Origin of the sequence: Amycolatopsis sp. (assembly GCF_035546795.1) — a bacterium.
Lineage (GTDB): Bacteria > Actinomycetota > Actinomycetes > Mycobacteriales > Pseudonocardiaceae > Amycolatopsis_E.
Genome location: NZ_DASZWC010000052.1, coordinates 130966 through 142017 on the forward strand (window position 1 = coordinate 130966; position 11052 = coordinate 142017).

Below are 11052 nucleotides of genomic sequence, written 5' to 3' on the forward strand. Positions count from 1 at the left end.
CCGACGGCCTCAGCGGAGCCAGGCGAGGGTGATCGCGTCGGCCATCGCGCGGTACCCGGCGTCGTTCGGGTGGAGGTGGTCCCCGCTGTCATAGGCGGGATCCAGCTGGTCACCGCCGAAGGCGAGTGCGGCGTCGAAATCGGCCACGGCGTCGTACTCGCCGCTGGTGCGGATCCAGGTGTTCACCGCTTCGCGCTTGGCTTCGCTTTCGGGCGTGTAGTAGTACGAGCGATCTCCTTCGTCGACAGGCGTGCCACACCCGACTCGGCGAGGATCGCCTCGGTCGCGGCGAGCACCGCGTCCCGCGCCCCGGTGCTGGGTCGTCCCCGCCCGCGTCCGCCACTCATGCCGCCCATCCTGCAACACCGGGACAGGGCCGGCCGTGCACCGCCCGGGTATCAGTCCGCGCGGCCGTTCAGGGCGATACCGGCGCCGAGCCCGATCATCACGAGCCCGCCGGTGCCCCCGACGAGCTCGAGCCGCCGGGGCGAACTCGCGAACCAGTCGCGGGCGGCGCCGGCGACCAGCGCCCACACGCTGTCCGAAGCGATCGCGATCACCGGCAGGCAGAGCCCGAGCAGCATCATCTGGACCGGCACCGGGCCCGCCGCCGGGCTTACGAACGGCGGCAGGAACGCCGCCAGGAACACGATGGACTTCGGATTGGCGAGGCCGACCACGAACCCGTCCCGCAGCACCCGCGGAGCGGAGCCGGGGACGGTCCGCACGGCCGAGCCGAACGCCTCGCTGAGCTTGCGGCGATGCCGGATCGCTTGCACGCCAAGGTAGATCAGGTACGCCGCGCCGACGAGCTTGATCACCGTGAACACCGCGGCCGAGCCCTCGACGATCGCCCCGAGCCCGAACGCCACGGCGACCACCTGCAGGTACACCCCGGCCGCGTTGCCGATTACGGTCAGCAGCGCGTCCCGCCTGCCGACGGTGAGCGCGCGGCTGATGGTGAACAGCACGCTCGGGCCCGGCACGACGACCATCAGGAAAACCAGTGCGGCGAAGGCGGCGAAGTGGCTGGGGGAGACCATTTCCGTAGCCTAGCCAGCGTCGCCCGGCCGGCGAACCGAATTTCTGCGGTGCCGGAACTGTCGGTGCCCGGTGGTAGGACTGCGGACGTGACGAGAAGAATCGGCGCCGTGGAGCGGCGCGCCCGCCTTGCGCTCCGCCACCACCTGGCCGCGCCCGCGAACCGCGTGGCGGAGGTGGCCGAGAGCCTGATCGCCTTGCACGCCACGGACCCCGCCACCGTGCACTTGTCCGCGGCGGTGCGCGTGGCCGAACCGGAAACCGTGGAGCGCGCGCTGTACGAGGAGCGCAGCCTGGTCCGGATGCTCGGGATGCGGCGCACCATGTTCGTGCTGCCCGCCGCGCTGGTGCCGGTCGTGCAGGCCGCCTGTACGGGCGAAATCGCCCGCAAACAACGGAAACTGCTCATCCAGCACCTGGGCACCTCGAAGCTGGACACCGATCTCGGCGCCTGGCTCGCCGAGGTCGAGGAGGGCACGTTCGCGGCGCTGAAAGCCCGCGGCCCGGCGTACGCGCAGCAGATCGCCGAGGACGAGCCGCGGTTGCGCACCGAGATCACGATGGCGGCCGGAAAGCCTTACGAGGCAACGGGTTACATCACCAACAGGGTGCTGCTCCTGCTCGCCGCCGAGGGCCGCATCGTGCGCGGCCGCCCGCGCGGGTCGTGGCTGTCCACCCAGTACGCCTGGGCCACGGCGGAGTCCTGGCTGGGCGGCGGGATACCCGCGATACCGGCCGACGAGGCGCGCACCGAACTCGCCCGGCGCTGGCTGCGGGCGTTCGGCCCGGCCACGGCCGAGGACCTCAAATGGTGGACCGGCTGGACGGCGGCGCAGGTCAAGAGGGCGCTCGCGGAGATCGGCCCGGTCGAGGTGGACCTCGACGGGGCCGCAGGGCTGGTGCTGCCCGAGGATCTCGAACCGGTGCCCGAGCCGGAGCCGCGCGCGGTGCTGCTGCCCGCGCTCGACCCCACGCCGATGGGCTGGGTGCGGCGGGAGTTCTACCTCGGCGAGCACCAGGCCCCGCTGTTCGACCGCACCGGCAACATCGGCCCGACGGTCTGGTGGGGCGGCCGGGTCGTCGGCGGCTGGGCGCAGCGCGCGGACGGCGAGATCGTGGTCCGGACACTGGAGGACGTAGGCGCTTCGGCGAGGGCCGCGATCCAGTCCGAATCCGCCCGGTTGGCGCAGTGGCTGGGGCCGGTCCGGGTAACCCCCAAGTTCCGGACGCCGCTGGAGAAGGAGCTGGCTTCTTGATCGATTCGCCCGCATGGTGGACGGTGGCGGAGATCTCGCCGGTGCATGTCGGTCCGCGCAGGTCGGCACGCTAGGGTGGCCGGGAGCCCGAAGATGTGTGACCCGGTCGGGACCGGGTCGGACCCGAGGAGAGAAGAGCAGTGACGGTTCGCGTAGGTGTCAACGGCTTCGGCCGGATCGGCCGCAACTTCTTCCGCGCCGTGCAGGCCGCCGGCCACGACATCGAGGTGGTCGCGTTCAACGACCTTGGCGACGTCAACACGATGGCGCAGCTGCTCAAGTACGACAGCGTCCTTGGCCGGTACCCGGAGGAGGTCAGCGTCAGCGGCGAGGGCATCGTCGTCGGCGGCAAGACCATCAAGGCCCTCGCCGAGCGTGACCCGGCCAACCTGCCGTGGGGCGAGCTGGGGGTGGACGTGGTCATCGAGTCCACCGGTTTCTTCACCAACGCCGACGCCGCCAAGGCGCACATCGCCGGCGGCGCCAAGAAGGTGATCATCTCGGCCCCCGCCAAGGGCGAGGACCTGACCGTGGTGCTCGGGGTCAACGACAACCTCTACGACGGTTCGCAGACGATCATCTCCAACGCGTCCTGCACCACCAACTGCCTCGGCCCGCTCGCGAAGGTGCTGCACGAGAACTTCGGCATCGAAAAGGGCCTGATGACGACGATCCACGCCTACACCCAGGATCAGAACCTGCAGGACGGCCCGCACAAGGACCCGCGCCGCGCCCGCGCCGCCGCGCTGAACGTGGTGCCCACCTCCACCGGTGCGGCGAAGGCGATCGGCCTGGTGCTGCCGGACCTGAACGGCAAGCTCGACGGCTACTCGCTGCGTGTCCCGGTGCCCACCGGCTCGATCACCGACCTGACGGTCGACCTGGCCAAGAAGGCCACCGTCGAGGAGATCAACGCCGCGTACAAGGCCGCCGCGGACGGCCCGCTGAAGGGCATCCTGCGCTACAGCGAGGACCCGATCGTCTCCTCCGACATCGTCAACGACCCGGCGTCCTGCATCTTCGACGCCCCGCTGACCAAGGTGATCGACAACCAGGTCAAGGTCTTCGGCTGGTACGACAACGAGTGGGGCTACTCCAACCGCCTCGCCGACCTGGTCAAGCTCGTCGGTTCGAAGATCGCCTGAGGCCAGACGACCACAGATGGCAGTCAAAACTCTCGAAGACCTGCTCACCGAGGGCGTCGCCGGGCGGCGCGTGCTGGTCCGCTCGGACCTGAACGTGCCGCTCGATGGCAACACGATCACCGACGACGGCCGGGTGCGCGCGGCGCTGCCGAGCATCAAGCGCCTTGCCGACGCCGGCGCGAAGGTGATCGTCGCGGCGCACCTCGGCCGCCCGAAGGGCGCGCCCGAAGCCAAGTACTCGCTGAGCCCGGTCGCCGGCCGGCTCGGTGAGCTGCTGGGCGCCGAGGTCTGTCTCGCCGGTGACGTCGTGGGCGAACAGGCCAAGTCGGTCACCGGCGCGCTGGCCGACGGCTCGGTGGCGCTGCTGGAAAACGTGCGGTTCGACCCGCGCGAGACCAGCAAGTCCGACACCGAGCGCGCCGAACTGGCCGCCGAGCTCGCCGCGCTGACGGGGCAGGGCGGCGCGTTCGTCTCCGACGGTTTCGGCGTGGTGCACCGCAAACAGGCCTCGGTCTACGACGTGGCCCGCGCACTGCCCGCGTACGCGGGCGGCCTGGTGCTGGCCGAGCTCGACGTGCTGAGCAAGCTGACCGGTGACCCCGAGCGGCCGTACGTGGTCGTGCTCGGCGGCTCCAAGGTGTCGGACAAGCTCGCGGTGATCGAAGCCCTGCTGCCGAAGGTGGACAAGCTGCTGATCGGCGGCGGCATGGCGTTCACGTTCCTCGCGGCACAGGGCCATGGCGTCGGTTCCTCCTTGCTGGAACAGGACTTCGTCGAGACCGCACGCAAGCTGCTCGACGCCAACGGCGACAAGATCGTGGTCCCGGTCGACATCGTGGTGGCGGACAAGTTCGCCGCCGACGCCGCCACTGAAACGGTCGGCGCCGATGCCATCCCGGACGGCTGGATGGGACTGGACATCGGCCCCCGCACGACGGACGCGTTCGCCGCCGAGGTCGCCGCGGCCAGGACGGTGTTCTGGAACGGCCCGGCCGGCGTATTCGAGCTGGCGCCGTTCGCGGCGGGCACCCGCGGCGTGGCACAGGCGATCGCGGACTCGGCCGCGTTCAGCGTGGTCGGCGGGGGAGACTCGGCCGCCGCAGTCCGGCTGCTCGGCCTGCCCGAGGACGGGTTCTCGCACATCTCCACCGGCGGCGGCGCGTCGCTGGAATTCCTCGAGGGCAAGGAACTGCCCGGGGTCGCGGTACTGGGAGAGGGTGCCTGATGGCGCGCAAGCCGTTCATCGCCGGCAACTGGAAGATGAACCTCAACCACCTCGAGGCCATCGCGCTGGTGCAGAAGATCGCCTTCTCGCTGCCGGAGAAGTACTTCGCCAAGGTGGACGTGGCGGTGCTCCCGCCGTTCACCGACATCCGCAGCGTGCAGACGCTGATCGACGGGGACAAGCTGCTGCTGACGCACGGCGCGCAGGACCTGTCCCAGCACGATTCCGGCGCCTACACCGGGGACGTGTCGGGGGCGATGCTGGCCAAGCTCGGCTGCCGCTACGTGACGGTCGGCCACTCCGAGCGGCGTGAGTACCACGGCGAGGACGACGAGCTGGTCAACAAGAAGGTGCGCGCCGCGATCAAGCACGGGATCAGCCCGATCCTGTGTGTCGGCGAGCAGCTCGAGGTGCGGGAGGCGGGCGGCCACGTCGAGCACTGCACCAGCCAGCTGGTCGCCGGGCTCAAGGGGCTCAAGGCCGAGCAGGTCAAGGAAAAGGTGGTCATCGCGTACGAGCCGGTGTGGGCCATCGGCACCGGCCGCGTCGCCACCCAGGCCGACGCCGAAGAGGTGTGCAAGGCGCTGCGCGCGGCGCTGGCGGAGAAGTACGGCGCCGACGTGGCCGAAGAGGTGCGGGTGCTCTACGGCGGTTCGGTGAAGTCGGGCAACATCGCCGAGCTGGTCGCCTCCGACAACATCGACGGCGCGCTGGTCGGCGGGGCCAGCCTCCAGGCCGAGGAGTTCACGAAACTGTGCGCGCTCGCGGCCGGGGGTCCGCTGCCGTAGGCCCCTGTGCTGCCGAGTAGTCTGTCAACCTCAGACCGTCACACGACCAGGGAACAACGTTCGCGGTCGCGTACGATCGGGCCCATCCCGCCCGGCAGGTCGTAGGCGACCCGAAGACCACAGAGGATGAAATGAAGCTGTTCCTGCAAATTCTGTTGATCGCGTCCAGCGCGCTGCTGGTGATCGCGGTATTGCTGCACCGCGGGCGCGGTGGCGGGTTGTCCTCGTTGTTCGGCGGCGGCATGCAGTCGAGTCTCGCCGGGTCGAGCGTGGCCGAGAAGAACCTCGACCGCATCACCCTCTTGCTCGGTGCCGTCTGGTTGATCAGCATCGTGGGCCTCGGCCTGCTGCTGAAGGTCTGAGAGCACGGGCGTGCCTATGGGGGGTGCGCCGCCGATAACACTGTGAGGATTCATGGTTGGCGGTAACGCGATTCGAGGCACCAGGGTCGGTGCCGGTCCGTCCGGCGAGTCGGAACGCGGCGAGTCCGCACCGCGCCGCCGGATTTCCTACTGGTGTGCGAACGGGCATGAATCCCGTCCCTCGTTCTCGATGGACGCGGAGGTCCCGGAAGAGTGGGACTGCCCCCGTTGTGGCCTGCCCGGCGGGCAGGACGAGAAGAACCCGCCCGCCGCGCCGCGGACCGAGCCGTACAAGACCCACCTGGCGTACGTGAAGGAGCGTCGCAGCGACGCCGACGGGGAGGCCATCCTCGCCGAAGCGCTCGAGCGGCTCCGCCAGCGCCGCCAGATCTGACCGCGGCGGCACGGATCGCGTTCACGGTCTGCGTGCACGGATCCGCTGCCGTGTCCCGGGAACCGCCCCCGCAGATCCCGGGCAGTGACGGGCCGTTCCGGCGGCTCCGACACTCGTTGCCGGCTTCGGAAAAAAGGGGTCGGGCAAGTACTCGCCCGGCCCCTTCGGCATGTCTACCCCCGCACCGGATAGCTGGCCCGCACACGGAAGCCGCCGTCGTCGGTCGGCGCGGTCTCGAAGCTGCCGCCGAGCAGCCGGGCGCGTTCGGCGAGCCCGGCGAGGCCGTGCCCGCCCGAGGGCAGCGGGGTCACCGGCGCGTTCGGGCTGTCGTTGCGCACCTCGATGTTCAGCGCGTCCCCGTCGCCGAGGATGAGCACGGTGGCGGCCGCCCCCGGGGCGTGTTTCCGCACGTTCGTCAGGCACTCCTGGACGGTCCGGTACGCCGCCGCGGAAACCTTCACCGGCAGCTGCTCCGGCACGCTGTCCACGGTCAGCTGGACAGGCACCTCGCAGCCCCGCACGAGCTGGGTCAGCTCACCGATTCCCGGCTGCGGCCCGTCGTCCGCGGCGCCGGAACGCAGCACGCCCACCAGCGAGCGCAGCTCCTCCAGCGTGCGGGTGGACAGCTGGCGGATCACTTTTGCCGTCTCCTGCGCGCTTTCCGAGCCCGAGGTGGTGGCGAGGACGCCCGCCTGCATCGCGATCAGGGTGATGTCGTGGGAGACGACGTCGTGCATCTCCCTGGCCAGCCGGGCGCGTTCCTCGGCCCGGACGGCGTCGTCGTGGAGCTTGCGTTCGCGGTCCCGGCTCGCGGCGAGCTCGACGAGTTTCTGCGAAAGCTGGGCCCTGGCACCGATCAGCAGCCCGATCGCGATCGGCATGCCCGCCACGAGCACCCCGTAGATCGCGTCCAGGACGTGCTCGCGCCAGCTCAGCGTCGCGAAGTCGGACAGCGGCCACTGGATGAACCGGCAGGCCCAGACCAGCGCCGCGCCGACCCACACCTGCCAGTGCGTCTGCTTGCGGGTGGCCAGCATGCCCAGCGCGATCATCGCGGCCAGTTGTGACCAGCCGGTCAGGAACCCGGGCACGGTGCCCAGCACGACGGTGAACGGCAGCCAGCGCCGGCCCACCAGCGCGAGGCAGGCGAACGCGGACAGGTAGATCGAGTACGGCGGCGCCTTGTCCGGGATCACCAGCCACACGTCCAGCGCGGCCAGTAGCACGGCCGCGAAATCCACGGCCAGCGGTGCCCAGACTTCCCGTCTCAGCAGCACCCGCCACCGGGAACCGGTGTGCCCGCGTGTCCGGTCGGTGGTGCCTGCCTGGCCACCGACCGGGATCCCGATCGAAAGTCCCTCTGTGCTCATGCGATCGGCCCTCACTCGTCTTGTGGACTTGACAGTGAGATGCGCGAGAGACCCGATCGGGACGCGTGCGACCGGTTAAATGTGCGGATGCTAACGGGGAATCGGCGGATGACGGTGAATTTCGCGCACGGGCGACAAGGTGCTGCGCAAAGTGGCCGGTTTTCCGCCCCTCAGGACGAAGAACCGGCCACTCGACGGTGACAACTCAGGCAGTCGGTGGCTGGTAGACGCGCGACAGCTTCGACGCCGCCGTCTTGTCCAGCAGCCACAGGGTGCGGCGCCGGCCACGGGCACCCGCGACCGGCAACTGCACCTCACCGGCGCCCGAAAGCGCCATCGCCACCGCGTCCGCCTTCGCCTCGCCGGTGGTCAGCAGCCACACGTCGTGCGACCGGCGGATCGCCGGCAGCGTCAGTGAGACGCGCGTGGGCGGCGGCTTCGGGCAGTTCCGCACCGCCACCACCGACCGCTCGGTCTCGTACACCGCCGGAGACTCCGGGAACACCGACGCGGTGTGCCCTTCACCGCCGAGGCCCAGCAACGTGATGTCGAACGACGGCACGTCGCCGTGATCCTCCGGCAACGCGTTGTCCGCCAGCACCCGCGCGTACGCCGCCGCTGCCGCGTCGACGTCGTCGCCGAACTCGCCGTCCGAGGCCGCCATCGCGTGCACCCGCTTCGGATCGACGGGCACGTGGTCGAGCAGGGCCGCGCGTGCCTGCTTCTCGTTGCGCTCGTCGTCGTCCGCGGGCACGAACCGCTCGTCGCCCCAGTACAGGTCGAGCCGCGACCAGTCGACCGCGTCCCTCGCCGGGGCGGCCCGCAACTCCTCCAGCACCGCGATGCCCGTGCTGCCGCCGGTGAGCACCAGCGAGGCCGAACCCTTGGCCGCCTGCAGGTCCACCAGCCGCGTCACCAGCCGGGCCGCGACGGCCGCGGCCAGCAGCTTCGGGTTGGCGTAAACCACGACCTCGGCATTGCTCATGACGCGCTCGCCTTGGCCGTCTTCCTGGCCTTCGCGGCGGGTTTGCCGCTGCCCGCGCTGAGCTTGTCCAGCCCGTGCAGCGCGGCCTCGAAGACCTCGTCCGGGTCGAGCCGGCGGAGCTCCTCGATGAGGCAGTCCTTCGTGCTGCGGCGGTGCAGCGCTATCCGGCGGGTGGGCTGGCCCGGCTGGGTCAGCGTGCCCACCTTGCCGTCCGGCCGGTGCAGTTCGATCACCCCGGAGCGCCGCTCCAGCTGGACCGACACGATGCCCTGCGCGGCCGCCGTCTTGATCCGCTTCACGGGGACTTTGAGGTACTCGGCGAGCCAGCCCGCGAGCAGCTCGGTGGACGGGGAGTCCGCCTCGCCGGTGACCACTGCCGACGTGATCGCCTCGTACGGCGGCAGGTCGAGCGCCGCGACCAGCTGGGCGCGCCAGTTCGTCAGCCTGGTCCAGGCCAGGTCGGTGTCACCGGGCGTGTAGTTCTTCCGCCGCGTCTGCAGCGCGCGGACCGGGTTGCGCTCCGCCGCGGAGTCGGTGATCCGACGCTGGGCCAGCTCGCCGATCGGGTCCCGCTCCGGGTCCTTCGGCCCGGCGCTCGGCCACCACGTGACGATCGGCGCGTCCGGCAGCAGCAACGGCACCACGGCACTTTGTCCTTGCGTGGCAAGGGGTCCGTAGAGCCGGAGGATGATCACCTCGCTGGCGCCGGCGTCCCCGCCGATCCGGATCTGGCCGTCGATGCGGGCCGCCGCGGTGCGTGAACCGCGGGCGATCACGATCACCCGGCACGGGTGCTCGCGGCTGGCCTCGTTCGCCGCGTCGATGTGCTCCTCCAGGTGCTCGCCGTCGTCGTCGACGATCACCAGCGTGAGCACCCGGCCAAGCGCGACCGCGCCACCGCGCTCGCGCAGTTCCACCAGCTTCCGGTTGACCTGGGAAGTGGTGGTCGAGGGCAGGTCGATGATCACGGGCGCCTCCAGTTCCGGCCCGAACGCTGCAGCAGTTCATCCGCCGAGGCGGGGCCCCAGCTGCCCGGCGGATACGGCTCCGGGGCGCCGTGCTTGGCCCAGTGCTCCAGGATCGGGTCCAGGATCTCCCAGGACAGCTCGACCTCCTCGTTGACCGGGAACAGCGACGGCTCGCCCAGCAGTACGTCCAGGATCAGCCGCTCGTAGGCCTCGGGGGAGGACTCGGTGAATGCGTGCCCGTACCCGAAGTCCATCGTGACGTCGCGGACCTCCATCGTGGTGCCGGGCACCTTGGAGCCGAACCGCATCGTGACGCCCTCGTCCGGCTGCACCCGGATGACGAACGCGTTCTGCCCCAGCTCCTCGGTGGAGGTGTAGTCGAAGGGCAGATGCGGCGCCCGCTTGAACATCACCGCGATCTCGGTGACCCGGCGGCCCAACCGCTTGCCGGTGCGCAGGTAGAACGGCACCCCCGCCCAGCGGCGGTTCTGCACCTCCAGCGACACCGCCGCGTAAGTCTCGGTGGTCGAGTCCTTGGCGAACCCGGCCTCCTGCAACAGCCCCGGCACCTTCTTGCCGCCCTGCCAGCCGCCGCTGTACTGCCCGCGCGCGGTGGTCTCGTCGAACGGCTGCGCGGGCTTGATCGCCCGCAGGACCTTGATCTTCTCGGCCCGCAGCGCGTTCGGCGAGAACGACAGCGGCTCCTCCATCGCGGTGAAGGCGAGCAGCTGCAGCAGGTGGTTCTGGATCACGTCCCGCGCCGCGCCGATGCCGTCGTAGTACCCGGCCCGGCCGCCGAGGCCGATGTCCTCGGCCATCGTGATCTGCACGTGGTCGACGTAGTTGGAGTTCCAGATCGGCTCGAACATCGCGTTCGCGAAGCGGGTGGCCAGGATGTTCTGGACCGTCTCCTTGCCGAGGTAGTGGTCGATCCGGAAGATCGAGCCGCTCGGGAAGACCTCGGCCAACGTCGCGTTGAGCTCGCGGGCCGACTCCTCGTCGTGCCCGAACGGCTTCTCGACGACGACCCGGCGCCACGACCCGGGCGCGGGCTCCGCGAGGCCGTGCTCCTTGAGCTGCCCCACCACGTCGCCGAAGAAGCCGGGCGGGATCGCGAGGTAGAAGGCGTGGTTGCCGCCGGTGCCGCGCACCTCGTCGAGCTCCTCGATCGTCCGCCGCAAGGTGCTGAACGCGTGGTCGTCGCTGAAGTCGCCGGGGACGAACCGGAAGCCCTCCGCGAGCTGGTTCCACACCTCGGCCCGGTAGGGCGTGCGGGCGTGGTCCTTGACCGCCTGGTGCACGACCTCGCCGAAGTCCTCGTTGGCCCAGTCCCGCCGGGCGAACCCGGTCAGCGCGAAGCCCGGCGGCAGCAGCCCCCGGTTGGCCAGGTCGTAGATGGCCGGCATCAGCTTCTTGCGGGACAGGTCGCCGGTCACCCCGAAGATCACCAGACCGCACGGCCCGGCGATCCTGGGCAGCCGCTTGTCGCGCTCGTCCCGCAGCGGATTGCGCCACGTG

At 70.5% G+C, this 11052-nt stretch carries 12 protein-coding genes; 6 read left to right on the forward strand and 6 right to left on the reverse strand.

Translation table 11 applies throughout. The features are described from left to right. Positions 1–9: 9 nt before the first annotated feature. Both VHD82_RS27955 and VHD82_RS27960 read right to left on the reverse strand, forming a co-directional pair. Positions 10–366: a GDSL-type esterase/lipase family protein gene (locus VHD82_RS27955; protein WP_325710383.1), complete on the reverse strand. Its 357-nt coding sequence runs from the start codon at positions 364–366 to the stop codon at positions 10–12. 32 nt (positions 367–398) lie between these two features. Further along, the gene (locus VHD82_RS27960) at positions 399–1043 is read right to left on the reverse strand and encodes a LysE family translocator (protein ID WP_325710385.1); all 645 of its coding nucleotides are present in this window, start codon (positions 1041–1043) and stop codon (positions 399–401) included. Between the two features lie 87 nt (positions 1044–1130). On the opposite strand from VHD82_RS27960, the gene VHD82_RS27965 reads away from it, so the two are divergent. The 6 genes from VHD82_RS27965 to VHD82_RS27990 all read left to right on the forward strand — a co-directional run bounded on the left by VHD82_RS27965 (position 1131) and on the right by VHD82_RS27990 (position 6211). Continuing rightward, positions 1131–2297 carry a winged helix DNA-binding domain-containing protein gene (locus VHD82_RS27965; protein WP_325710388.1) on the forward strand — a complete coding sequence of 389 codons (1167 nt, stop codon included), beginning with the start codon at positions 1131–1133 and terminating at the stop codon, positions 2295–2297. A 140-nt stretch (positions 2298–2437) separates the two neighbouring features. Further along, the gene (gap, locus tag VHD82_RS27970; RefSeq protein WP_325710391.1) at positions 2438–3442 is read left to right on the forward strand and encodes a type I glyceraldehyde-3-phosphate dehydrogenase; all 1005 of its coding nucleotides are present in this window, start codon (positions 2438–2440) and stop codon (positions 3440–3442) included. A 16-nt stretch (positions 3443–3458) separates the two neighbouring features. Continuing rightward, on the forward strand, positions 3459–4667 hold the full coding sequence (locus VHD82_RS27975) for a phosphoglycerate kinase (protein ID WP_325710394.1): 1209 nt from the start codon (positions 3459–3461) through the stop codon (positions 4665–4667). Further along, positions 4667–5455, forward strand: coding sequence for a triose-phosphate isomerase (tpiA, locus tag VHD82_RS27980; protein WP_325710397.1), 789 nt, complete (start codon positions 4667–4669; stop codon positions 5453–5455). The genes VHD82_RS27975 and tpiA overlap by 1 nt, the downstream gene beginning before the upstream one ends. A gap of 131 nt (positions 5456–5586) precedes the next feature. After that, entirely contained in the window at positions 5587–5817 is a 231-nt protein-coding gene (secG, locus tag VHD82_RS27985) for a preprotein translocase subunit SecG (protein ID WP_325710400.1), read from the forward strand. Positions 5818–5869: 52 nt separating this feature from the next. Continuing rightward, positions 5870–6211, forward strand: coding sequence for an RNA polymerase-binding protein RbpA (locus VHD82_RS27990; protein WP_325710403.1), 342 nt, complete (start codon positions 5870–5872; stop codon positions 6209–6211). A 173-nt stretch (positions 6212–6384) separates the two neighbouring features. On the opposite strand, the gene VHD82_RS27995 is transcribed toward VHD82_RS27990, so the two are convergent. The 4 genes from VHD82_RS27995 to zwf form a co-directional block, all read right to left on the reverse strand. Then, positions 6385–7581 carry a sensor histidine kinase gene (locus VHD82_RS27995; protein WP_325710406.1) on the reverse strand — a complete coding sequence of 399 codons (1197 nt, stop codon included), beginning with the start codon at positions 7579–7581 and terminating at the stop codon, positions 6385–6387. Positions 7582–7786: 205 nt separating this feature from the next. Beyond that, complete coding sequence (pgl, locus tag VHD82_RS28000) at positions 7787–8566, reverse strand: 6-phosphogluconolactonase (RefSeq protein WP_325710409.1); 780 nt, start codon at positions 8564–8566, stop codon at positions 7787–7789. Continuing rightward, entirely contained in the window at positions 8563–9534 is a 972-nt protein-coding gene (gene opcA / locus VHD82_RS28005) for a glucose-6-phosphate dehydrogenase assembly protein OpcA (RefSeq protein WP_325710412.1), read from the reverse strand. The genes pgl and opcA overlap by 4 nt, the downstream gene beginning before the upstream one ends. Beyond that, positions 9531–11052: glucose-6-phosphate dehydrogenase (gene zwf / locus VHD82_RS28010; protein WP_325710415.1), on the reverse strand; the 1522-nt coding region annotated here is incomplete at its 5' end. The genes opcA and zwf, both read right to left, overlap by 4 nt.

Excerpts from the sequence above, each read along its gene's own strand:
- VHD82_RS27975 (WP_325710394.1), top strand. The coding sequence starts at position 3,459 with ATGGCAGTCAAAACTCTCGAAGACCTGCTCACCGAGGGCGTCGCCGGG.
- pgl (WP_325710409.1), bottom strand. The coding sequence starts at position 8,566 with ATGAGCAATGCCGAGGTCGTGGTTTACGCCAACCCGAAGCTGCTGGCC.
- VHD82_RS27990 (WP_325710403.1), top strand. The coding sequence starts at position 5,870 with ATGGTTGGCGGTAACGCGATTCGAGGCACCAGGGTCGGTGCCGGTCCG.
- secG (WP_325710400.1), top strand. The coding sequence starts at position 5,587 with ATGAAGCTGTTCCTGCAAATTCTGTTGATCGCGTCCAGCGCGCTGCTG.
- tpiA (WP_325710397.1), top strand. The coding sequence starts at position 4,667 with ATGGCGCGCAAGCCGTTCATCGCCGGCAACTGGAAGATGAACCTCAAC.
- VHD82_RS27995 (WP_325710406.1), bottom strand. The coding sequence starts at position 7,581 with ATGAGCACAGAGGGACTTTCGATCGGGATCCCGGTCGGTGGCCAGGCA.
- VHD82_RS27960 (WP_325710385.1), bottom strand. The coding sequence starts at position 1,043 with ATGGTCTCCCCCAGCCACTTCGCCGCCTTCGCCGCACTGGTTTTCCTG.